Origin of the sequence: Variovorax sp. 770b2 (assembly GCF_900115685.1) — a bacterium.
GTDB lineage: Bacteria > Pseudomonadota > Gammaproteobacteria > Burkholderiales > Burkholderiaceae_C > Variovorax.
Genome location: NZ_FOXJ01000011.1, coordinates 12,629 through 33,309, shown reverse-complemented (window position 1 = coordinate 33,309; position 20,681 = coordinate 12,629). Strand labels below are relative to the sequence as shown.

Here is a 20,681-nt window from a genome sequence, read left to right as displayed (position 1 = left end):
CGGCCGCCGGCGCCGCCGAACGGCCGCCCCGAAGCGATGTGGGCCGGCGCCTACTTCTTGCCGCGCCCGCTCATCATGTCGAGCACGTTCATCGTCATGCCATTGGGCATCACCATGTCGCCCGGTTTCTGTCCGGGCTTGCAGGGCCCGACCCACTTGGCCTCCATGACGCTGGTGCCTTCGGTGCGGCCCATCAGCGGCGGGCTGTAGGTCGACTTGCTCTCCATGCGGTAGGTCGAGTTGAAGTCGCCCGTCATCACGGCGTGCGAGGTGGCGGTGGTGGTGCCGATCTTGCAGACCGAATCCATGACCAGCTTGCCGCCCTCGATGCGCAGGTCCTGCCTGGCGCACATGTCCTTGCCCATGCCCTGTCCCATGTCGCGCAATGCCTTGTCGCTGGCCGCGTCGATGCACTGCTGGACGGTGTGCCCCGCACCCTTGCCGGTCGCGTCGCCGGTCTGGATTTCCCACAGGCCGGGCTTGCGCGCCGGGTAATCGATGGCGAAGGCCGGGGTGCCGGCGATGGCGCAGGCCACCATGCAGGCGGCGGACAAACGAATCTTCATGGCGGGCTCCGCATCGGGTGGACAACGATGCCCGCTTTGTACCGCCCGCGCCGCCGCGGCGGAATACCGCAATCGGTCTACGCCGTGCGGGCCTGCGCCGGTTGCGCCACGGCGGCGCGCTCGCGAGAGACGAAGCCGAGCGCGAGGCCCAGCGCCAGTCCGCCGAGCACGTCGATCAGCACATGCTGGCGCACCGCCATCGTCGAATACACGATGGCCACGGCCCACGCCACGCTGAAGAGGCGCAGCCATGCCGGCGCGCCGGCGTCGCGCAGCTGGCGCGCGAGCACGATGCAGGCGAACACCGAGAACGACACGTGCAGCGACGGGAAGGCATTGCCGGCCGAGTCGACGGTCTTCAGGAAATGCAGCGAGGTGCCCGGCGTGGCATCGATGGCGAAGTTCGGTATCGCCGTAGGCATGAACCAGAAGACGACCAGCGCGAGCGCCGTCATCGCCGCGCAGCCGAAGGAGAAGCTCCAGAGCTCGCGCTTGTCCTTGGCCAGCAGCACCGGCAGCGCGATGTAGCCCCACAGCGAAAGATAGATGGGAAGGACCGCCGGCCAGAACGCGATCAGCCGGTCGAACGCGGTGAGCGGCAGCACCCAGGCCTGGCCGGCGTTCTTCATGATCCAGAAGTACAACGGAAAGAAGCCAATGGTGGCCACGGTGTTGCCCACCAGCTTCAGCGGCCACAGCGTCCTGCAGCGCAGCCACAGGGCGCGCAGCCATCGCGTCGAGGAAGATGAATCGTTGGTCATGGAGGCCGATGGCAACGCGGCATGGCCTCGCGGGTGCGAGGCCGGCGCATCACCAGGGCGTCCACTTTAATTGGCTTTGCGCCGAAGCCACCGTGCGCTCGATGAAGCGCACGCCGCGTGCACCGTCTTCCACGCGCGGGTAGTCGGCCGCCAGCGGATCGGCCGGCCGGCCCGCGAGCCGCGCGCGAATGTCCGCCGTAACGCCCGCGTAGATGTTGGCGAAGGCCTCGATGAAACCTTCGGGATGGCCTGTCGGCAGCCGGCTCGCGCGCCGTGCCGCCTCGCACAGCCACGGCCCGCCGCGCGTGAAGATGCGCTTGGGTCCGTCGTGCGGCAGGTGCACCAGCTGGCTCGGCTGCTCCTGGTGCCATTCGAGCGTGCCCAGCGCGCCCGAGATGCGCAGGCGCAGGTCGTTCTCCAGCCCCGTGCTGATCTGCGAGGCGATCAGCACGCCGCGCGCACCGCCCTTGAAGCGCAGCAGGAGGCTGCCGTCGTCGTCGAGCATGCGGCCCGGCACGTGCGCGGTGAGGTCGGCGCAGAGGCTCTCGATTTCCAGGCCCGTGATGCTCGCGACGAGGTTCTCGGCGTGCGAGCCGATGTCGCCGATGGCGCCGGCCGCGCCGCTGCGCGCGGGGTCGGTGCGCCAGTCGGCCTGCTTGTTGCTGCCGCTGCCCTCGACGTGGCTCGCGAGCCAGCCCTGGTTGTATTCGACGACGATCTTGCGGATGTCGCCCAGCTGGCCCGAGCGCACCATCTCGCGCGCCTGCCGCACCATCGGGTAGCCGGTGTAGTTGTAGGTGACGCCGAACACCGTGCCCTGCTTCGCCACGGTGGCGACCAATGCATCGGCCTGGTCGCGCGTGTGCACCAGCGGCTTGTCGCACACGACGTGAAAGCCCGCATCGGCAAAGGCTTGTGCCACGGGAAAGTGCACGTGGTTGGGCGTGACGATCGAGACGAAGTCGATGCGCTGGTCCGCCGGGCGTTGGAGCTCATCGGCCAGCAGCGTCTGCCAGTCGCCGTGGTTGCGGTCGTCGGCCAGGCCCAGGTCGCGGCCCGAGGCGCGCGCCTTGTCGGGGCTGGACGAGAGCGCGCCCGCGACGATTTCGATCTGGCCGTCCAGCGCCATGGCCTTGCGGTGCACGGCGCCGATGAAGGCGTCGCGGCCGCCGCCGACCATGGCGTAGCGCAGCTTGCGAAGAGGTGTATCGGTCATATCGTGCTTTTCGAGGGACACCGCGGAACCGGCTTCGCCGGGCCGCAGGTGTTGCCCCCGGTAGGGGGTTGGCGAAGCGACACGAAGTGCGCGAAGCCTGGGAGCGAGCTCAGAAAGGCGAGTTCGGGTGGTAGAAATCCTTGGCGTTTTCCTTGGTGATCAGCACCGAAGGAATGATCGTCGTCGCCGGCAGCTTCTCGCCCTTCAGGCGCGCTTCGGCCGTGAGCTTGATCGCGTCGTAGATGAACTTGGGCGAGTAGCTCACGTCGGCGCCGATGCGCTTGTCCTTGCCGTCCATGATGGTCTTGACCATGTCCTTGGCGCCCGCGCCGCCGAACACGATCTTGATGTCGTCGCGCTTGGCCTGCGAAATCGCCTTGAGCACGCCCACGGCCATGTCGTCGTCGGCCGCCCAGATGGCGTCGATCTGCTTGAAGCGCGTGAGGTAGTCCTGCGTGACCTTGAAGGCGTCGTCGCGGTTCCAGTTGGCGTACTTGGCGTCGAGCAGCTTGATGTCGGGGCTGCCCTTCAACACCGCGTTGAAGGCGTCCATGCGCTCGTTGTCCAGCGTGGTCGCAATGCCGCGCAGCGCAACCACGTTGCCCTTGCCGCCCAGCGTCTTCACGATGTATTCGGCCGGGATCTTGCCGAAGGCGGTGTTGTCGCCGGCCACGTACGCATCCTGCGCGCTGGTGTCGGTGAGGCCCCGGTCGACCACGGTGACGTAGGCGCCCTTGGCCTTGACCTGCGCGACCGGCTTGGTGAGCGCGGCCGATTCGAACGGGAACACGACCAGCGCGTTGATCTTGGTGACCGTGGACAAGTCCTGCAGCTGGTTGGCCTGCTCGGGCGCGTTGGCGGCCGTCTTGATCGTGATCTTCAGGTCCTTGTGTTCCTTCTCCAGGTCCTTCTTCGCCTGGTTGGCCCAGTAGTTGATGCCGCCCATGAAGCTGTGCGTGGCCGCGGGGATCGAAACGCCGAGGTTGACCTTCTCCGCGGCGAGCGCGGGCAGGCTGGCGAACGCTGCAGCGGCGACGGCCGTGAGTACGATGCGACGGGTGAAAGTTGTCATGCTGGATGTCTCCTCTTGGTGGGTGGAATGAAACGGGAAAGAACTAGCGCCGGCCGCGTTGAAGGAACGCGACGATGATGATCACGAAGCCCTGCACGGCAGCGTTCAGGTACACGCTGATGATGCTGGTGAGGTTCAGGATGTTGCTGATGACCGAGAGCAGGATCGCGCCCACCACCGTGCCGGTGATGCTGCCCGCGCCGCCCTTGAGCGCGGTGCCGCCGACGATCACCGCGGCGATCGCTTCGAGCTCCCACAGGAGGCCGGTAGTCGGCGATGCCGAGCCCAGGCGCGGCACGTACAGCAGCGTCGCGATGCCCACGCACACGCCCAGCAGCACGTAGGTCATGATCTTCACGCGGTCCACATCGACCGCCGCATAGCGCGCCACCTGCTCGTTCGAGCCGATGGCCTGCACATAGCGCCCGTAGGCCGTGCGGTTCAAGATCACGCCGCCGATGATCGCGACGATCACGAACACCCACACCGGCACCGGGATGCCCGCAAGGCTCGCGTAGTACACGGGCGCGTAGAGGTCCGACAGGTCGTTGTCCAGCGTGAGCGCGCCGCCATCTGCAAAGTACGTGAGGTACGCGCGGAAGATGCCCAGCGTGCCCAGCGTCACGATGAAGGGCTCGATGCGCCCCTTGGTGATCAGGAGGCCGTGCGCCAGGCCGAACACCGCGCCGAGCACGATGGCCAGCACCGCGCCCATCACCACCGCCAGCATCGGCGAGCCCGAGGCGGGGCCGGCCCAGTTGATGAACATGATCACGCTGCCGGCAATGAGCGCGGCCATCGAGCCCACCGACAGATCGATGCCGCCCGAGATGATCACGAAGCACATGCCCACCGCGATGATGCCGATGAAGGCCGTGCGCGTGAGCACGTTCATCGCGTTGTCCACGGTGGCGAAGTCGCCGTTCAGCAGCGTGCCCCCGATGCACAGCAGCACCAGGCCGATGACCGGGCCGAGGCCGTGCAGGCGCGCGATCCAGCCTGGCTTGGCTTCGCTGCGATGCGCGGCGTCTTCAGGCTGCGGCGGGGGTGTCTGCGGTTGCTGTGGCATGAGCGATCAGCTCCTCTTCGGTCAGGTGGTTCGCGTCGAGCGTGGCAACGAGTTTTCCTGCGCGCATCACCGCGACGCGGTGGCACAGGCCGATCAGTTCCATCAGCTCCGACGAGACGACGATCACCGCGAGCCCTTCGCGGGCGAGTCGCTGGATCAGGAAATAGATATCGCGCTTGGCGCCCACGTCCACGCCGCGGGTGGGCTCGTCGAGCACCACCACCTTGGGGCGAGGCTGCAGCACCTTGGCGAGTGCGAGCTTCTGCTGGTTGCCGCCCGAGAGCGACGAGGCCTTGACGTCGAGCGAGCCGGTGCGGATGCCGTAGTCCTTCACCGCCTCGGCCAGCGCACCGCGCTCGCCTTCGGGCTGGAGCCACGGTTTCGCATAGCGCTCGAGCGCCATCAGCGTGAGGTTCTGGCGGAGGCCAAAGTTGACGTGCAGGCCCTTGCCCTTGCGGTCTTCGCTCAGGTACGTGAGGCCGTGCCTGGCGGCATCGCGCGGATTGCGCCAGCCCTTGTTGTGGGGCACGGGCTTGCCGAGCATCTCGACGCTGCCGCTCGCGGGGCGCAGGCCCAGCAGGCCTTCGAAGAGTTCGGTGCGGCCCGCGCCGACGAGGCCCGCGAAGCCGAGGATCTCGCCGGGGCGCACCTCGAAGCTCGCGTCCTGCGCCCAGCCGGGCACACTGAAGTTGCGCACGCGCAGGGCGGGCGCATCGGCGGCCACGACGAGGTCGCGCGGCGGATAGAGGTCGGCCAGTTCGCGGCCCACCATCAGGTTGGCCATCTGGTGGCGCGTGACCTCGGGCGTGAGCGCGCGGGCGACGAAGCGGCCGTCTCGCATGACGATCACCTCGTCGGTCACCTGCTCCACCTCGTCCAGCTTGTGCGAGATGTAGACGATGGTCACGCCGTCTGCGCGCAGCTGTGCAATGAGCTTGAAGAGCCGTTCGGTCTCGCCGGGCGTGAGCGTGGCGGTGGGCTCGTCCATGATCAGAAGGCGCGCGCGGCGGGCGATGGCCTTGGCGATTTCGACGAGCTGCTTCTCCGCGACGATGAGCTTGCGCACCTTGGTGCGCGGATCGACCTGCAGGCCGACGGCGGCAAGAGCGGCGGCTGCGTCGCGCTCCATCGATGCATCGTCGAGCAGCCAGCCCTTCTTCTTTTCGTGACCGAGGAAGATGTTCTGCGCGACGCTCAGGTCTTCGGCGAGATTGAACTCCTGGTGGATCAGCACGATGCCCAGCGCCTCGGCGTCGCGCGAACTCGTGAACCGCTGCGGCTGGCCGTTGATGCGCAGCGTGCCGCCGGTGAGCTGTTCGTAGCCCGCGAGGATCTTCATCAGCGTGGACTTGCCCGCGCCGTTCTCGCCGAGAAGGCCATACACGCGGCCGGGCGCGAGCGCGAAACTCACGCCGTGCAGCACCTGCACGGGGCCGAAGGCCTTCACCACGCCGTCGAACTCGACGGCGACGCTGCCCTTGGTGCCGGTGTCGGTGTGGGTGCCGGTATTGGTGTCTGCACTCATGGCGCCACTCCGCGAACTTTCAGGGTCTCGTGCATCGCGAGCACGCCGGCACCGACGAGGCCGCCCTGTGTGCCGAGCGGCGTGTACTGGATCTCCAGGTGCCGCGTGGAGAGCGCGAGCGAGCGCTGGTACACGCTTTGCCGCACCGCCGCGAGAAACAACGGCCCGATGCGCGTGATGCCGCCGCCGATGAACACGTGCGACGGATTGAAGAAATTGACGACCGAGGCGAGCATCTGCCCGATCAGGCTGCCCGCGCGCTGGATGATGCCGTTGGCCGCGGTGTCGCCGCCGCGGCTGGCCTGGCCCACGTCGATCGCGTCGATGCGGCCGTGCACGCGCAGGCACTCGGCCAGCACCTCGCTCTCGCCCGCCTCGGCCGCCTGCATCGCCATGCGCGTGATCGCGGGGCCGGCGGCCATGGCCTCGACGCAGCCGAGGTTGCCGCAATGGCAGCGCGGGCCTTCCTGGTCCACGCAGATGTGGCCCACGTCGCCCGCCGAGCCCGCGGCGCCGCGGTACACCTCGCCGTGGCAGACGATGCCGCAGCCGATGCCGGTGCCGATCTTGATGACCAGGAAGTTGGTGAGCGAGCGCTTGAGGCGCCAAAGCTCGCCCAGCGCCATGAGGTTCACGTCGTTGTCGACGAAGACGGGCGCCGCGTAGTCCTCGCGCAGGTAGTCGCGGATCGAGAAGCTGTCCCACGCCGGCATGAGCGGCGGGTTCACCAGCTGGCCGATCTCGAAGTTGACGGGGCCGGGCACGCCGATGCCGATGCCCAGCACGCTCCTGGCGCCGTGGCCGCAGCGGGCGAGCAGCTCTCGCATCAGCGTGCGCACGCGGGCGAGCACGACGGCGGGGCCGTCGCGCACGTCGGCAGGTTCGTCGTGTTGCGCGAGCACGGTGAGGTCGGGGCGCAGCACCGCCACGTCCAGGCTGGTGGCGCCGATGTCGATGCCGATGAGCACGCCGAGGCCGGCATGCAACTGGAGGTTTTCCGCGCGGCGTCCGCCCGAGGAGCGCTGCAGGCCCGCTTCGGCCAGGAGGCCCTGGTCGACGAGGCCGGCAATCAGCGCATTGGCCTTGCTCTTGGAGAAGCCGAGTTGTTCGGCCATGGCGTGGCGCGAGCCGCCGGCCGACCAGAAGGTCGTTTCCAGCAACCGCATCTCATGAGCAGTGATGCCACTCCAGGGTGCCACGCTTGTCTCCGTGTTTCTTTTTGCTCTTCCCGCAGCCTTTGGGCCGTCGGGCGAACGCGAATACTAGGGGCAGGGCTTCAGCCGGACAAGGCCGAACTTCGACCAACTTCAGATCGAAGATGGCTTGAAGCATGCGTACAGACGCAAAAAAGCCGCCCGAAGGCGGCTTTTTCCGGGAAGAAGCGCTCGCGCGCTTACTTCTTCTGGCGGTATTTGCGCAGCGCAGCGATCTGCGCGGCCATCACGGCCAGTTCGGACTGCGCCATCGCGATATCGATGTCGCTCTTCGCGTTCTTGAGCGCTTCCTCGGCCGCGGCCTTGGCGACGTTGGCCTTCTCGTCGTCCAGGTCCTTGCCGCGGATCGCGGTGTCGGACAGCACGGTGACCGCGTTGGGCTGCACTTCGAGAATGCCGCCGGCCACGAAGACGAACTCTTCGCCGCCGTCGGCCGTTTCGATGCGCACGGCACCGGGGCGGATGCGCGTGATCAGCGGGGTGTGGCGCGGATAGATGCCGAGCTCACCGGCTTCACCGGGCAGCGCGACGAACTTGGCTTCGCCCGAGAAGATCGACTCTTCCGCGCTGACCACGTCGACGTGAATGGTGTTTGCCATCTGAGTTCCCATGCCGCCTTAAGCGACCTTCTTGGCTTTTTCGAACGCTTCGTCGATGCTGCCCACCATGTAGAACGCTTGTTCCGGCAGGTGGTCGGCTTCGCCGTTCACGATCATCTTGAAACCGCGGATGGTTTCGGCCAGCGGCACGTACTTGCCAGGCGAGCCCGTGAACACCTGCGCCACGAAGAACGGCTGCGACAGGAAACGCTGGATCTTGCGGGCGCGGGCCACGGCGAGCTTGTCGTCGGGAGCCAGTTCGTCCATGCCCAGAATCGCGATGATGTCGCGCAGTTCCTTGTAGCGCTGCAGGATGCCCTGCACGGCGCGGGCCACGTTGTAGTGCTCCTCGCCGACCACGTTCGGGTCGAGCTGGCGCGAGGTCGAGTCCAGCGGGTCCACGGCGGGGTAGATACCGAGCGAGGCGATGTCACGCGACAGCACCACGGTCGAGTCCAGGTGGGCGAAGGTGGTGGCGGGCGACGGGTCGGTCAAGTCATCGGCCGGCACGTACACGGCCTGGATCGAGGTGATCGAGCCGACCTTGGTCGAGGTGATCCGCTCTTGCAGGCGGCCCATTTCCTCGGCCAGCGTAGGCTGGTAGCCCACGGCCGAAGGCATGCGGCCCAGCAGTGCCGACACTTCGGTACCGGCCAGCGTGTAGCGGTAGATGTTGTCCACGAAGAACAGCACGTCGCGGCCTTCGTCGCGGAACGACTCGGCAATGGTCAGGCCGGTCAGCGCCACGCGCAGGCGGTTGCCCGGGGGTTCGTTCATCTGGCCGTAGACCATGGCGACCTTCGACTCCTCGAGCTTCTCCAGGTTCACGACGCCGGAGTCGGCCATCTCGTGATAGAAGTCGTTGCCTTCGCGGGTACGTTCACCCACGCCAGCGAACACCGACAGGCCCGAGTGAGCCTTGGCGATGTTGTTGATGAGTTCCATCATGTTCACGGTCTTGCCCACGCCGGCGCCGCCGAACAGGCCCACCTTGCCGCCCTTGGCGAACGGGCACACCAGGTCGATCACCTTGATGCCGGTTTCCAGCAGGTCCTGCGAAGGCGACAGCTCGTCGTACGCGGGGGCCTTGCGGTGGATGGAGGCGGTGAGGTCCTGGCTCACGTCGCCGCGCTCGTCGATCGGGCGGCCGAGCACGTCCATGATGCGGCCGAGCGTGGCCTTGCCGACGGGCACCGTGATGGGGGCACCGGTGTTGGTCACGATCAGGCCGCGACGCAGGCCGTCGGACGAGCCCAGCGCGATGGTGCGCACGATGCCGTCGCCCAGCTGCTGCTGAACTTCGAGGGTCAGTCCGCCGCCTTCGAATTTCAAGGCGTCATACACCTTGGGCATCTGGTCACGCGGGAACTCCACGTCGACCACGGCGCCGATACATTGGACAATTTTTCCTTCAGCCATGGCGTTTCCTTCTGGATGGATCTCAATAAATTTGCGACAGGTTCTTGCAGAAGCGTCCTGGTGCCAAAACGGGCCGCTTTTGCAAGAATGCCGGACGGGCCGGCACCCTCGATAACTACTTCTTCAGATCAGCACTTCATGGCCGTCGCTTGTGCAGCGAAAGCGTCCGAAGCGGCCTTGCAGGCCTGACCCAGCGCAGCCTTGTCGGCACCCATCGAGGCCCAGGTGGCCTTGGTCTGGTCGAGGCTGGACTTCATCGCATCGGCGGCAGCGCCGCTTTGTGCGCCCACGCAGGTCTGCACCTTCGCCAGGTAGTCGTTGCACTCTTGCGGCAGGTCCGCGGCCGATGCCGTCGGGGCTGCAGCAGGTGCTGCGGCCGGAGCCGGTGCCGGGGCGGCAGGAGCGGGCGCAGGTGCGGCGGCGGGAGCCGGAGCAGCAGCGGGCGCTTCTTCCTTCTTGGAGCAAGCAGTCAGAGCGGCAGCAACAGCCACCAGAACGAGAAGTTTCTTCATGTGCGCAAAGTCCCCTAAAAAGTAGGCCTGTGTTATCGGACGCGCAGAGCGCGCCCGTTCGGCAATGTGGCCCGTTGCATTGCCTCGAACCAACTCAAACGCCGGCAGCCGCTGCCGCGCCCGACACGATTTCCGACAGCTCTTTCGTGATGCCGGCCTGGCGGGTCTTGTTGTAGACCAGCTTCAGCTCGCTGATCACGTTGCCTGCGTTGTCGGTGGCAGCCTTCATGGCCACCATCCGCGCCGAATGCTCGGACGCCATGTTCTCGGCCACGGCCTGGTAGACCAGCGACTCCACATAGCGAACCAGCAGCTCGTCGATCACGCTTTGCGCATCGGGCTCGTAGATGTAGTCCCACGAATGCTGGCCTTCCTCGACTTTCAGCGAGTCTGCCGCCAGCGGCAGCAACTGCTCGACGAGCGGCTCCTGCTTGATCGTGTTGATGAACTTCGTGTAGCACAGGTACACGGCCGAGAGCTTGCCTTCCGCGTAAGCGTCCAGCAGCGTCTTGACCGGGCCGATGAGCTTGTCCAGGTGCGGCGTGTCGCCCAGGTGGGTGACATGCGCGACCACGCGGGCGCCGATGCGGTTCAGGAAGCCAAGGCCCTTGCTGCCGATGGCGACCGACTCGATGGCAACGCCAGCGGTCTGCGCTTCGCGCAGCTTGGTCGTCACGGCGCGCAGCAGGTTGGTGTTCAAGCCACCGCACAGGCCCTTGTCGCTCGTCACGATGATGAAGCCGATCGCTTTCGCGTCGCTCTTCTTCATGAATGCGTGCGTGTACTCGGGGTTCGCCTTGCCAAGGTTCGCCGCGATGTTGCGGATCTTCTCGCTGTAGGGGCGGGCGGCGCGCATGCGCTCTTGCGCCTTGCGCATCTTGGAAACCGAGACCATTTCCATGGCCTTGGTGATCTTCTTGGTGTTTTCCACCGATTTGATCTTGCCGCGGATTTCCTTACCAGCTGCCATATGAACTCCTTCTTGCGTCGGTCAAGGGGTCGGTCAGGCGAACGACTTCTTGAACGAGGTGGCGGCTGCCAGCAGTTCGGCTTCGGCGTCCTGGCAAACCTTCTTGAAGGCTTGCTTCTCGGCGCTGTCGTCCGGCTTGGCGGGCTTCACGTCCCACTTGGCGCCATTCTTTTCCATGGTCTCGAGCAGGGCGGCGTGGCTCGACTTCAGCAGCTGGTGGAAGCCGTGTTCGAACGAGAGCACCTTCTTCACGTCGATGTCGTCCATGAAGCCCTTGTTCACTGCGAACAGCGTGGCATTCATGAGCGAGATCGGCAGCGGGCTGTACTGGGTCTGCTTGAGCAGTTCCGTCACGCGCGCACCGCGGTCGAGTTGCTTGCGGGTCGCTTCGTCCAGGTCGGAGGCGAACTGCGCGAACGCGGCCAGCTCACGGTACTGGGCCAGGTCGGTACGGATGCCGCCCGACTGGTTCTTGATCAGGTTGGTCTGCGCCGACGAACCCACGCGCGACACCGAGATACCGGCGTTGATGGCGGGCCGGATGCCGGCGTTGAACAGGCTGGTTTCCAGGAAGATCTGGCCGTCGGTGATCGAGATCACGTTGGTCGGAACGAAAGCGGACACGTCGCCGGCTTGCGTCTCGATGATCGGGAGCGCCGTCAGCGAACCGGTCTTGCCCTTGACTTCACCCTTGGTGAAGGCTTCGACGTAGTCGGCGTTCACGCGGGCTGCGCGCTCGAGTAGGCGGCTGTGGAGATAGAACACGTCGCCGGGATAGGCTTCGCGGCCTGGCGGGCGGCGCAGCAGCAGCGAGACCTGGCGGTAGGCCACGGCTTGCTTGGACAGGTCGTCATAGACGATCAGCGCGTCCTGGCCGCGGTCGCGGAAGTATTCGCCCATCGTGCAGCCCGAGTAGGCCGACACGTACTGCATGGCTGCCGATTCGGAGGCCGATGCGGCCACCACGATGGTGTAGTCCATCGCGCCGGCTTGTTCGAGGGAGCGCACCACGTTCTTGATCGACGAAGCCTTCTGGCCGATCGCAACGTAGACGCAGGTCATGTTCTGACCCTTCTGGTTGATGATCGCGTCGATCGCCACGGCGGTCTTGCCGGTCTGGCGGTCGCCGATGATCAGCTCGCGCTGGCCGCGGCCGACGGGCACCATCGAGTCGATGGACTTCAGGCCGGTCTGCATCGGCTGGTCCACGGACTTGCGTGCGATCACGCCCGGGGCGACCTTTTCGATCACGTCGGTCATCTTGGCGTTGATCGGGCCCTTGCCGTCGATCGGCTGGCCCAGGGCGTTCACCACGCGGCCGATGAGCTCGGGGCCCACGGGCACTTCCAGGATGCGGCCCGTGCACTTGACGGTGTCGCCTTCGGAGATGTGCTCGTACTCGCCCAGAATCACGGCGCCGACCGAGTCGCGCTCCAGGTTCAGCGCGAGGCCGAACGACGGCGTGCCGTCTGCCGTGGGCGGGAATTCGAGCATTTCGCCCTGCATCGCGTCGGACAGGCCGTGCACGCGCACGATGCCGTCGGTCACCGAAACCACGGTGCCCTCGTTGCGGATGTTGGCGCTGACCCCAAGGCCCTCGATGCGGCTCTTGATCAGTTCGGAAATTTCTGCGGGATTGAGTTGCATGACTCTTTCCTTCTTTCTTTGTAAGGCGATGGAGACCGTCAGGCCGCCAGCGCAACTTTCATTTGTTCAAGGCGCGCTTTGACGGAGGTGTCGAGCACCTCGTCGCCGACCACCACACGAATGCCGCCGATCAGCTCCGGATCCTGCTGGACCGTGACCTGCAGCTTGCGGCCGAAACGCTTTTCGAGCGCAGCCGACACGTTGGCCAGAGCCGCGGCATCGATCGGGAAGGCGCTGTAGACCACGGCGTCGGACGAACCGCTCTTCACGTTGGCCAGTGCCCGGAACTGCTTCGCAATTTCCGGCAGCACCGAAAAACGCCCGTTGTCCAGGAGCGCACCCAGGAAGTTCTGGGCATGGGCGGCCAACGGCGCACCGAGGGCGCCGGCGACCACACCGAGAACCTGCTCGGCCGTGGCCTTGGGGTTGTCGGCGAACTGCTGGAGCTCGGGGTTGGCCGCGATGGCGGCAACCTTTTCGAGCCAGGCGCTGGTTGCGGCGACGTCGGACGACGAGGCCTTGAAAAGCGCCTCCGCGTAGGGACGTGCAATGGTGGCGAGTTCTGCCATGGCTTCTATCAGAGTTCGGTCTGCAGACGGGCGAGCAAATCGGCGTGGACGCCCGCATTCACTTCCTTGCGCAGAATCTGCTCTGCGCCCTTGACGGCCAGTGCGGCAACCTGCTCGCGCAGGGCTTCACGGGCCTTCAGTGCCTGCTGGTCGGCTTCGACGCGGGCAGCTGCAACGATCTTGTTGCCTTCTTCGGTCGCGCGGGCCTTGGCCTCTTCAACGATGGCCTGGGCGCGACGTTCGGCGTCGGCAAGACGTTGTGCGGACTCGTTGCGTGCCTGGCCCAGTTCGGCTTCCACGCGCTTGTTGGCGGCGGACAGTTCGGACTTGGCCTTGTCGGCGGCAGCGAGGCCTTCGGCGATCTTCGCAGCGCGGTCGTCCAGCGCCTTCGCGATCGGCGGCCACACGAACTTCATCGTGAACCCGACCAGGATCAGGAACACGATCATCTGAACGATCAGGGTACCGGTAATGCTCACTTTTCACCCTCTCTTTGGGATTGAATGCGAAGCCATTCCACAGAGGGGAACGACGACACGGGTCCGACGAGAAAGACTTACTTCGGCAGGAGAGCGATCTGGGCCAGGAACGGGTTGGCCGTTGCGAACCACAGGGCGATACCGGTGCCGATAATGAAAGCAGCGTCGATCAGGCCGGCCAGCAGGAACATCTTGGTTTGAAGTTCGCCCATGAGTTCGGGCTGACGTGCGGCCGACTCGAGGTACTTGCTGCCCATGATGCCGATGCCGATACATGCGCCCACAGCGCCCAGACCGATGATCAGGCCGGCGGCCAGTGCAACAAAGCTAATAACTTCCATGATGACTCCTAGAGGACTTTGGTTGAAGAGAAAACGAAAAACAGAAACGAAACCGGACGATCAGTGATGCTCGTGAGCCTGGCCGATGTAGACCAGCGTGAGCATCATGAACACGAAGGCTTGCAACGTGATGATCAGGATGTGGAAGATCGCCCAGGCGGTGCCCGCGATGACGTGGCCGAGGGCCAAGAAGATGCCGGTGGCCGACAGCGTGAAGGCGCCGCCCATCAATGCGATCAGCAGGAAGATCAGTTCGCCGGCGTACATGTTGCCGAACAGCCGCATGCCGTGCGAGACCGTCTTGGCGACGAACTCGATCATCTGCATGGCGAAGTTGAAGGGGTACAGCGCCCAATGGTTGCCGAAGGGTGCGGTGAACAGCTCGTGGATCCAGCCGCCGGCACCCTTGATCTTGATGTTGTAGTAGATGCAGATCAGCAGCACGGCCACCGACATGCCCATCGTCACCGAGAGGTCGGCCGTGGGCACGACGCGCAGGTAGGCGTGGTGCGGGTCGGCGCCGGCGATGCCGAAGATCTTGGCCCAGATGGCCGGGAACAAATCGACCGGGAACAGGTCCATTGCGTTCAGCAGGAAGATCCAGACGAAGATGGTCAGAGCCAGCGGAGCGACGAACTTGCGGCTCGTGGCGTTGTGAACGATGCCCTTGGCTTGCTGGTCGACCATTTCGACCAGCAGTTCGACGGCAGCCTGGAAGCGGCCCGGAACGCCCGAGGTGGCCTTACGTGCAGCCAGCCAGAGCAACCAGCAGCCCAGGATACCCAGAGCGATGGAGAAAAACAGCGAATCGAAGTTGAAGACCGAAAGATCGGCCACACCTGCAGGCTTGGAGCTTTGCAGATGCGTCAAGTGGTGAACGATGTATTCACCAGCGGTCTGACCATGTTCCGCAGCGTTTTCAGCAGCCATTCCGTTACTCGTCTCGTTGTTGCCGGCGCCGGGGCGAGAACATCACCGCCAACCAGGCCGCCTTCATTGTCACCACCAAGCCGACCAGCATTGCAGGCCAGCTCAGCGCCGTTATCAGCCTTGGCGCGGCGATCAGCATCGCCACGGACAAGGCCATCTTGACCATTTCCCAGAGGAAGAACCCGAACACCGCAGTGCCTGGATTCAGGGAAGAGAACCTGCCGGTCAACCCACGTGCGAACACCGCCGCTGGAATGACCACCGCGATCGCGCCGTAAGCGGCGGACCAACCCAGATTTTGCCTCCCCGTCAGTCCCCAGATGGCCAGAGCCACCACCAGACCGACAACCAACTGACCCGCGACCACCCGCCAAGGGGAGGCCGAAGGGTTCTTTGCTCGCAGTTCACGCGCCTCATCGGCGGTCAACGGCTTGAATTCTGCGTCGAGGTCTTCAGCGACCTCCGAGTCCTGTCGGGCGATTGTTTTCATTTCGAATGAAGCCCGGATGACGACCCAGAATTTCTACAAAGCCATTGATTATAAGTAAAAACCCAGCCACTCCCGACACATGAGCGTCACGATTGCAAATCGATGGCCACAAGACCTGACGTGAACCCGACTCGGCGCAGGCAACCATAATTCCTTCATGCACCCTATCACCGACGCCCTGCCAGCCACGCTTTGTTACCTCGATGGCGAGTACACCGCCCTTCGCGACGCGAAGATCAGCGTCCTGGATCGCGGCTTCATTTTCGGCGACGGCATCTACGAGGTCGTTCCCGTCTACGGCGGCCAGCCCTTCTGCTTCGAGGAGCACATGGCGCGCCTGGATCGCTCGCTGGCCGAGTTGCAGATTGTCAACCCGCTCTCCCTCGCCCAATGGCGCGAGATCGTGATGCGCCTGATCGCCCCCGGCGGCGACGCACCGCAAGCCGTCTACTTCCAGGTCACCCGCGGCGTCGCGCCGCGCGATCACGCGATGGTCAAGGGCCTCACGCCCACCGTCTTCGTCATGGTGAACCCGCTGCCGCCCGTGGCCGACGCGGTGCGCGCCAAGGGCGTGGCCTGCGTGACGGCAGACGACTTCCGCTGGCAGAAGGCCCACATCAAGAGCACCAGCCTGCTGGGCGCCGTGCTCTCGCGGCAGATCAGCGTGGAGGCCGGCGCGGCCGAGACCGTCATGTTCCGCGGCGACTGGCTCAGCGAAGCGTCGTCGAGCAACGTGTGGATCGTGAAGGACGGCATGCTCATCGGCCCGCCCAAGGACAACCTCGTGCTCACCGGCATCCGCTATGGCCTGCTCGAGCGCCTGTGCCAGGAAGGCGGCATTCCCTTCGCGCTGCGCCGCGTGTCGCGCGACGAAGTGTTCGGCGCCGACGAACTGATCCTGTCCTCGGCCAGCAAGGAAGTGCTGCCTGTCGTCACCCTCGACAGCAAGACCATTGGCAACGGCCACCCCGGCCCCATCTACAAGAGCTTGTATGCCGCCTACCAGCAGGCCAAGCAACGCAACGCTGAGAAGCAAGGAGCCACTGCATGACCGAGAACACCACCGACGACGCAGTCACCGCACCCATTCCCGATCCGCGCAAGGAATCGCTGATCGAATATCCCTCGCAGTTTCCGATCAAGGTCATGGGCGCCAAGACCGATGGCCTGGTGCACGCGATCACGCAGATCGCCGAGCAGTTCGATCCGACCTTCGACGCCACCACGGTCGAGCTGCGCGACAGCAAGGCGGGCAATTACCTCGGCGTAACGATCACCGTCACCGCGACCAGCCGCGAACAGCTCGACGACCTCTATCGCGCGCTCTCGGGGCATCCGTCGGTCAAGGTCGTTCTTTGAACTGAGCCCTTCATGACGACGGTCGCAGAACTCCCGGCGGACACCGCCATCGCGCCGCAGTGGCTGGGCCGCGTCGGCTACGCCGAGACCTTCGCCGCGATGAAGCAGTTCACGATGGAGCGCGCGCCCGAAACGCCCGATGCGCTATGGGTTTGCGAGCACGCCCCCGTGTTCACGCAGGGCATCGCCGGCAAGCAGGATCACGTCCTGAACCCCGGCGACATCCCCGTGGTGCAGACCGACCGCGGCGGGCAGGTCACCTTCCACGGCCCGGGCCAGGTGGTGGCGTATCCGCTGATCGACCTGCGCCGCGCCGGTTACTTCGTCAAGGAATACGTCTACCGCATCGAGGAATCGGTGCTGCGCACGCTCGCGCATTTCGGCGTGACCGGCCACCGCGTGCCGGGCGCGCCGGGCATCTACGTACGGCTCGACGACCCGTTTTCCCACGCGACCTTGACCGGCCCGCTGCCCGCCAGCGACCCGTTCCGCGGCCTCGGCAAGATCGCCGCGCTGGGCATCAAGGTGAGCCGCCATGCCACTTATCACGGCGTGGCGCTCAACGTCGACATGGACCTCGAACCCTTCTCGCGCATCAACCCTTGCGGCTACGCGGGGCTGCAAACGGTCGACCTTTCTACAATCGGCATCCAAACCACATGGGAAGAAGCTGCCGGCGTGCTGGGCCAAAAGCTCACCACCTTCCTGGCACCTTAGCAATCCAATGAGCACCACCGAAGTCGTCCGCGACGCGCAAAGCGCCGAAACCTACAACCCCCTGGCCAAGCAAAAGGCCGCGGCCAAGCTCTCGCGCATCCCCGTCAAGGTCGTGCAGACCGGCGAAGTGCTCAAGAAGCCCGAATGGATCCGCGTGAAGGCCGGCAGCCCCACCACGCGCTTCTACGAGATCAAGCAGATCCTGCGCGAGAGCAACCTGCACACCGTCTGCGAAGAAGCCTCGTGCCCGAACATCGGCGAGTGCTTCGGCAACGGCACGGCCACCTTCATGATCATGGGCGACAAGTGCACCCGCCGCTGCCCGTTCTGCGACGTGGGCCACGGCCGCCCCGACCCGCTGGACAAGGACGAGCCCCTCAACCTCGCCAAGACCATCGCCAAGCTGCGCCTGAAGTACGTGGTGATCACCAGCGTCGACCGCGACGACCTGCGCGACGGCGGCAGCCAGCATTTCGTGGATTGCATCCAGAACATCCGCGAGCTCTCGCCGATGACGCAGATCGAGATCCTGGTGCCCGACTTCCGCGGCCGCGACGACCGGGCCCTCGAGATCCTGAAGGCCGCGCCGCCGGACGTGATGAACCACAACCTGGAGACTGCGTCGCGCCTTTATAAAGAAGCACGCCCCGGCAGCGACTACCAGTTCAGCCTCAACCTCTTGAAGAAGTTCAAGGCGCTGCACCCGAACGTGCCGACCAAGAGCGGCATCATGGTGGGCCTCGGTGAAACCGACGAAGAGATCCTGCAGGTGATGCGCGACATGCGCGCCCACGACATCGACATGCTGACCATCGGCCAGTACCTGTCACCGTCGGGCTCGCACCTGCCGGTGCGCCGCTATGTGCACCCGGACACCTTCAAGATGTTCGAGGAAGAGGCCTACAAGATGGGCTTCAGCCATGCGGCTGTGGGGGCGATGGTGCGGTCCAGTTATCACGCGGATCAGCAGGCGCACGCGGCTGGGGTGTGAGGCAAATACGGCGCATCAAAGCGCCGTGATCGAGGCCGCAGGCACGGGGTCGTTCACGGCTTCGTGACCACCGAATCGCCTCGTTGGATGGCGTTGGCCTCCAGGCGCTTGTTCAACTCGGCGCGCTCTTTCTTGTCCGCTTCGAGCTTGGCCGTGCTGTTCCAGCCCTTGGCATCGCCCTGCTGGAGGTCCCTCGCCTCGTTCTCCGCGTCGCGCTGGAGCTTGACGTCCAGCAGATGGAATTCGAGATTCATTCGGTAGTCGACCCCGCGATCGGAATTTCCGTAGTCATTGACCTTCAAGCTGGCCAACACGCCATCGCCGACCCAGCGCCACAAGGGGCCTTTGCTGACCACGATAGGCCAGTCTTCCGGAGGGATCTTGTACGCGGGATCGATGTTGTATTGGTCCGATGCGATTTCGCCCCTCTCGTCCAGCAGGCTGGAGCGTCCCGTCAGCAGCGTGTCCCACACCGGGTTGAAATACCGCTGCCACCTGCCCTTCTGGAATTGCGCGATGGTCTGCTCGACGAAGGCTCGGGCTTCTTCATGCGTTCGGTTGATCTTGCTGCTGAGCTGGAGATCGACAGACTGCACACGTCGATCCGGAAACCGGCCTTCGTCCGCGTTCATCGTGAAAGCAAAGATGGGCTGCCAAACGACCTCGTATCCCGGGCGCGTGTAGCGCGCGGGAACAGTTTCCGGAACGGGCGCGACGCTATAGCTGATGTAGCCGTTGATGTTGTCCGTCTCGAATTGCGGAACGCCTGAAGCGCGGCCGGTCTCCAGGATGTTCTTGCCCAGGTCAAATTTTATTTCTGCCATCTTCTGTCCTCGTTCCTTGCTACAGCTCGTGAGCCCGCCCATCAAGCCAGCAGCCGTAGCCGCCAACAAAGTCCGCCGATCAAGCATCGATCCAACTCCCGATCTTGCGCAACTCGCCTTCCATGTAACCCCTCTTATTCGCCATCAGGTCATTGAATTTTTTTGCGATCTTCGCTACGTAGTCCATTCGATCCGTTGGATTGGGCAGACTAGCCTTGCGTCCGGTCACATAGTCCCACGGTGCCGTTGGCGCATCGAAAGTGATTTGCAAGTTGGGATCCTTGTTCTTCGGCGCAGCGCTGGAGTACAACGTGTAGGTTGTCGTTGCGCTGCCCACGACAAGCATACGCAGCAAAAAGGCGCCTGTAGCATCCGCGCCCCCCATGAACGCGACCATCGCCCCAGGGCGCCGTGGGCTTGTTCGGAGTTTCAGAGCTTCGGAGCAGACTGATCAGCATCCCATTGCCAGAACGTCGAACCGTAGTCACTCCCCTCGATGACTGGCATCACTTCCCCTTGTTTGAAATAACGCCGGCTTCCCTTCAGTGCAGGAGTGAACCACCAGCCGGCCTGCGAGCATGACTCCCCTCCCGGTGTGCGACTCGGGCCTGACGGCACAGCTTCCGTTCGATGCTCTCGAGCCCAATCGACAAGGTCCTTCGGGTAGACCAAGTGGTCTCGATAGCTGCTGTCATCAATATCCCAGAGCACCGTAACCAGTGCAGCCTCAAAAGCCCAATAGCCGAAGTACGACGAACCTTCCTTGTCGGTATGTGTGCCGTGCCAATAGCAGTCCGTCATGTTTTTGTACCAGCCGTTCAGAAATTCCTTGACCAGCGCTGGCCGATCTTGCGCATCGGGTGCGGTGGCCTTTGCGAGCGGGCGATAGGCGGCGGGATGCAGCAGCACGCGCTCGACGGGCTCTTTGCGACCCGTTAGCTTCTCCACCACGGCCTCGAACAGACCGTCGCGACCACGGTTGAACTCGGCGTTCTTGTCGAGCCAACTCATGACCGTCGGAATCAATTCAGCATGGTCGAGCAGACGACATAAAGCCAACAGCCACATCACGTAGACGTAAGCCTCAAGTTGGGTGATCGTCAGCGTGTGGGCCTCGTAAGGGGGGGGATTTTCGAATGGGATGAATGCATCGAATGCCTCAATCACAGAAGGAATATCCCGCGACAATTCCGTTATTGAATAGCCTGCGGTATAGCGAAGAATGAGTAGCTCAAGCGTGCTCGTGGCCACGCTCCAAGCGTAGTCGCCGCGCGCTGCATGGACTCGAGTTTCATCCGCGATCCTGGGAAGCGACCTTGTGATCTCGTCAGTAAGGTCGCCATCACGTTCTTTTGCGCGATCTTCGTCCAAGAATTTTTGCCTTCGAATATCTTTAAATGCCATAGCTTGC

At 64.5% G+C, this 20,681-nt stretch carries 24 protein-coding genes; 4 read left to right on the top strand and 20 right to left on the bottom strand.

The features are described 5' to 3' along the window. Positions 1-50 precede the first annotated feature (50 nt). The 17 genes from BM133_RS32760 to BM133_RS32680 all read right to left on the bottom strand — a co-directional run bounded on the left by BM133_RS32760 (position 51) and on the right by BM133_RS32680 (position 15,379). Positions 51-566: a DUF3617 domain-containing protein gene (locus BM133_RS32760; RefSeq protein WP_093443468.1), complete on the bottom strand. Its 516-nt coding sequence runs from the start codon at positions 564-566 to the stop codon at positions 51-53. Between the two features lie 77 nt (positions 567-643). Then, positions 644-1,327: a phosphatase PAP2 family protein gene (locus BM133_RS32755; protein WP_093443466.1), complete on the bottom strand. Its 684-nt coding sequence runs from the start codon at positions 1,325-1,327 to the stop codon at positions 644-646. Positions 1,328-1,376: 49 nt separating this feature from the next. Further along, positions 1,377-2,543, bottom strand: a complete 1,167-nt coding sequence (locus tag BM133_RS32750; RefSeq protein WP_093443464.1) for a Gfo/Idh/MocA family protein — start codon at positions 2,541-2,543, stop codon at positions 1,377-1,379. Positions 2,544-2,652: 109 nt separating this feature from the next. After that, positions 2,653-3,615, bottom strand: a complete 963-nt coding sequence (locus BM133_RS32745; RefSeq protein ID WP_093443462.1) for a substrate-binding domain-containing protein — start codon at positions 3,613-3,615, stop codon at positions 2,653-2,655. A gap of 43 nt (positions 3,616-3,658) precedes the next feature. After that, the gene (locus BM133_RS32740; RefSeq protein WP_093443460.1) at positions 3,659-4,684 is read right to left on the bottom strand and encodes an ABC transporter permease; all 1,026 of its coding nucleotides are present in this window, start codon (positions 4,682-4,684) and stop codon (positions 3,659-3,661) included. Then, positions 4,647-6,209 (bottom strand): sugar ABC transporter ATP-binding protein, encoded by a 1,563-nt coding sequence (locus tag BM133_RS32735; protein WP_093443458.1) that lies wholly within the window; start codon positions 6,207-6,209, stop codon positions 4,647-4,649. Before BM133_RS32735 ends, BM133_RS32740 begins: the two co-directional genes overlap by 38 nt. Further along, positions 6,206-7,375: an ROK family protein gene (locus BM133_RS32730; protein ID WP_093443456.1), complete on the bottom strand. Its 1,170-nt coding sequence runs from the start codon at positions 7,373-7,375 to the stop codon at positions 6,206-6,208. The genes BM133_RS32735 and BM133_RS32730 overlap by 4 nt, the downstream gene beginning before the upstream one ends. 227 nt (positions 7,376-7,602) lie before the next feature. Then, entirely contained in the window at positions 7,603-8,022 is a 420-nt protein-coding gene (locus tag BM133_RS32725) for a F0F1 ATP synthase subunit epsilon (protein WP_013543863.1), read from the bottom strand. A gap of 18 nt (positions 8,023-8,040) precedes the next feature. Beyond that, positions 8,041-9,441 carry a F0F1 ATP synthase subunit beta gene (gene atpD, locus BM133_RS32720; protein WP_093443454.1) on the bottom strand — a complete coding sequence of 467 codons (1,401 nt, stop codon included), beginning with the start codon at positions 9,439-9,441 and terminating at the stop codon, positions 8,041-8,043. A gap of 128 nt (positions 9,442-9,569) precedes the next feature. Then, positions 9,570-9,953 carry a hypothetical protein gene (locus tag BM133_RS32715; RefSeq protein WP_093443452.1) on the bottom strand — a complete coding sequence of 128 codons (384 nt, stop codon included), beginning with the start codon at positions 9,951-9,953 and terminating at the stop codon, positions 9,570-9,572. A 94-nt stretch (positions 9,954-10,047) separates the two neighbouring features. Further along, on the bottom strand, positions 10,048-10,923 hold the full coding sequence (gene atpG, locus BM133_RS32710; RefSeq protein WP_093443450.1) for a F0F1 ATP synthase subunit gamma: 876 nt from the start codon (positions 10,921-10,923) through the stop codon (positions 10,048-10,050). Positions 10,924-10,956: 33 nt separating this feature from the next. After that, positions 10,957-12,570, bottom strand: coding sequence for a F0F1 ATP synthase subunit alpha (atpA, locus tag BM133_RS32705; protein WP_093443448.1), 1,614 nt, complete (start codon positions 12,568-12,570; stop codon positions 10,957-10,959). 38 nt (positions 12,571-12,608) lie between these two features. Beyond that, positions 12,609-13,139, bottom strand: a complete 531-nt coding sequence (locus BM133_RS32700) for a F0F1 ATP synthase subunit delta (RefSeq protein WP_093443446.1) — start codon at positions 13,137-13,139, stop codon at positions 12,609-12,611. Positions 13,140-13,147: 8 nt separating this feature from the next. Beyond that, the gene (locus BM133_RS32695) at positions 13,148-13,618 is read right to left on the bottom strand and encodes a F0F1 ATP synthase subunit B (RefSeq protein ID WP_007830193.1); all 471 of its coding nucleotides are present in this window, start codon (positions 13,616-13,618) and stop codon (positions 13,148-13,150) included. A 77-nt stretch (positions 13,619-13,695) separates the two neighbouring features. After that, the gene (atpE, locus tag BM133_RS32690) at positions 13,696-13,959 is read right to left on the bottom strand and encodes a F0F1 ATP synthase subunit C (RefSeq protein ID WP_093443444.1); all 264 of its coding nucleotides are present in this window, start codon (positions 13,957-13,959) and stop codon (positions 13,696-13,698) included. Between the two features lie 60 nt (positions 13,960-14,019). Further along, a complete protein-coding gene (gene atpB, locus BM133_RS32685; protein ID WP_093443442.1) occupies positions 14,020-14,889 on the bottom strand; it encodes a F0F1 ATP synthase subunit A in 870 nt (289 codons plus the stop codon). A 4-nt stretch (positions 14,890-14,893) separates the two neighbouring features. Then, positions 14,894-15,379, bottom strand: a complete 486-nt coding sequence (locus BM133_RS32680; RefSeq protein WP_093443440.1) for an ATP synthase subunit I — start codon at positions 15,377-15,379, stop codon at positions 14,894-14,896. Between the two features lie 157 nt (positions 15,380-15,536). Between BM133_RS32680 and BM133_RS32675 the strand changes: the two genes are divergently transcribed. The 4 genes from BM133_RS32675 to lipA are packed head-to-tail and all read left to right on the top strand — an operon-like array spanning position 15,537 to position 18,446. Next, a complete protein-coding gene (locus BM133_RS32675; protein ID WP_093443438.1) occupies positions 15,537-16,430 on the top strand; it encodes a D-amino acid aminotransferase in 894 nt (297 codons plus the stop codon). Beyond that, the gene (locus tag BM133_RS32670; protein ID WP_093443436.1) at positions 16,427-16,738 is read left to right on the top strand and encodes a YbeD family protein; all 312 of its coding nucleotides are present in this window, start codon (positions 16,427-16,429) and stop codon (positions 16,736-16,738) included. Before BM133_RS32675 ends, BM133_RS32670 begins: the two co-directional genes overlap by 4 nt. A gap of 12 nt (positions 16,739-16,750) precedes the next feature. Continuing rightward, positions 16,751-17,455, top strand: a complete 705-nt coding sequence (lipB, locus tag BM133_RS32665) for a lipoyl(octanoyl) transferase LipB (RefSeq protein ID WP_093443434.1) — start codon at positions 16,751-16,753, stop codon at positions 17,453-17,455. Between the two features lie 7 nt (positions 17,456-17,462). Beyond that, positions 17,463-18,446, top strand: coding sequence for a lipoyl synthase (gene lipA / locus BM133_RS32660; protein WP_093443432.1), 984 nt, complete (start codon positions 17,463-17,465; stop codon positions 18,444-18,446). A 53-nt stretch (positions 18,447-18,499) separates the two neighbouring features. Here lipA and BM133_RS32655 read toward each other — a convergent pair whose 3' ends face one another. The 3 genes from BM133_RS32655 to BM133_RS32645 all read right to left on the bottom strand — a co-directional run bounded on the left by BM133_RS32655 (position 18,500) and on the right by BM133_RS32645 (position 20,641). Beyond that, the gene (locus tag BM133_RS32655) at positions 18,500-19,270 is read right to left on the bottom strand and encodes a hypothetical protein (RefSeq protein WP_093443430.1); all 771 of its coding nucleotides are present in this window, start codon (positions 19,268-19,270) and stop codon (positions 18,500-18,502) included. A gap of 79 nt (positions 19,271-19,349) precedes the next feature. Further along, positions 19,350-19,667: a DUF2515 family protein gene (locus tag BM133_RS32650; RefSeq protein ID WP_093443428.1), complete on the bottom strand. Its 318-nt coding sequence runs from the start codon at positions 19,665-19,667 to the stop codon at positions 19,350-19,352. A gap of 32 nt (positions 19,668-19,699) precedes the next feature. Continuing rightward, on the bottom strand, positions 19,700-20,641 hold the full coding sequence (locus BM133_RS32645) for a PoNe immunity protein domain-containing protein (protein WP_256219432.1): 942 nt from the start codon (positions 20,639-20,641) through the stop codon (positions 19,700-19,702). Between the last annotated feature and the right edge of the window lie 40 nt (positions 20,642-20,681).

What these genes read in the sequence shown, in the direction of transcription:
- BM133_RS32760 (WP_093443468.1), bottom strand. Translation starts at nt 566, where the DNA reads ATGAAGATTCGTTTGTCCGCCGCCTGCATGGTGGCCTGCGCCATCGCC.
- atpG (WP_093443450.1), bottom strand. Translation starts at nt 10,923, where the DNA reads ATGGCAGCTGGTAAGGAAATCCGCGGCAAGATCAAATCGGTGGAAAAC.
- BM133_RS32700 (WP_093443446.1), bottom strand. Translation starts at nt 13,139, where the DNA reads ATGGCAGAACTCGCCACCATTGCACGTCCCTACGCGGAGGCGCTTTTC.
- BM133_RS32745 (WP_093443462.1), bottom strand. Translation starts at nt 3,615, where the DNA reads ATGACAACTTTCACCCGTCGCATCGTACTCACGGCCGTCGCCGCTGCA.
- BM133_RS32750 (WP_093443464.1), bottom strand. Translation starts at nt 2,543, where the DNA reads ATGACCGATACACCTCTTCGCAAGCTGCGCTACGCCATGGTCGGCGGC.
- BM133_RS32730 (WP_093443456.1), bottom strand. Translation starts at nt 7,375, where the DNA reads ATGCGGTTGCTGGAAACGACCTTCTGGTCGGCCGGCGGCTCGCGCCAC.
- BM133_RS32650 (WP_093443428.1), bottom strand. Translation starts at nt 19,667, where the DNA reads ATGGTCGCGTTCATGGGGGGCGCGGATGCTACAGGCGCCTTTTTGCTG.
- BM133_RS32740 (WP_093443460.1), bottom strand. Translation starts at nt 4,684, where the DNA reads ATGCCACAGCAACCGCAGACACCCCCGCCGCAGCCTGAAGACGCCGCG.
- atpB (WP_093443442.1), bottom strand. Translation starts at nt 14,889, where the DNA reads ATGGCTGCTGAAAACGCTGCGGAACATGGTCAGACCGCTGGTGAATAC.
- BM133_RS32675 (WP_093443438.1), top strand. Translation starts at nt 15,537, where the DNA reads ATGCACCCTATCACCGACGCCCTGCCAGCCACGCTTTGTTACCTCGAT.
- atpA (WP_093443448.1), bottom strand. Translation starts at nt 12,570, where the DNA reads ATGCAACTCAATCCCGCAGAAATTTCCGAACTGATCAAGAGCCGCATC.
- BM133_RS32735 (WP_093443458.1), bottom strand. Translation starts at nt 6,209, where the DNA reads ATGAGTGCAGACACCAATACCGGCACCCACACCGACACCGGCACCAAG.
- atpD (WP_093443454.1), bottom strand. Translation starts at nt 9,441, where the DNA reads ATGGCTGAAGGAAAAATTGTCCAATGTATCGGCGCCGTGGTCGACGTG.
- atpE (WP_093443444.1), bottom strand. Translation starts at nt 13,959, where the DNA reads ATGGAAGTTATTAGCTTTGTTGCACTGGCCGCCGGCCTGATCATCGGT.
- BM133_RS32655 (WP_093443430.1), bottom strand. Translation starts at nt 19,270, where the DNA reads ATGGCAGAAATAAAATTTGACCTGGGCAAGAACATCCTGGAGACCGGC.
- BM133_RS32715 (WP_093443452.1), bottom strand. Translation starts at nt 9,953, where the DNA reads ATGAAGAAACTTCTCGTTCTGGTGGCTGTTGCTGCCGCTCTGACTGCT.
- lipB (WP_093443434.1), top strand. Translation starts at nt 16,751, where the DNA reads ATGACGACGGTCGCAGAACTCCCGGCGGACACCGCCATCGCGCCGCAG.
- BM133_RS32725 (WP_013543863.1), bottom strand. Translation starts at nt 8,022, where the DNA reads ATGGCAAACACCATTCACGTCGACGTGGTCAGCGCGGAAGAGTCGATC.
- BM133_RS32755 (WP_093443466.1), bottom strand. Translation starts at nt 1,327, where the DNA reads ATGACCAACGATTCATCTTCCTCGACGCGATGGCTGCGCGCCCTGTGG.
- BM133_RS32670 (WP_093443436.1), top strand. Translation starts at nt 16,427, where the DNA reads ATGACCGAGAACACCACCGACGACGCAGTCACCGCACCCATTCCCGAT.
- lipA (WP_093443432.1), top strand. Translation starts at nt 17,463, where the DNA reads ATGAGCACCACCGAAGTCGTCCGCGACGCGCAAAGCGCCGAAACCTAC.
- BM133_RS32680 (WP_093443440.1), bottom strand. Translation starts at nt 15,379, where the DNA reads ATGAAAACAATCGCCCGACAGGACTCGGAGGTCGCTGAAGACCTCGAC.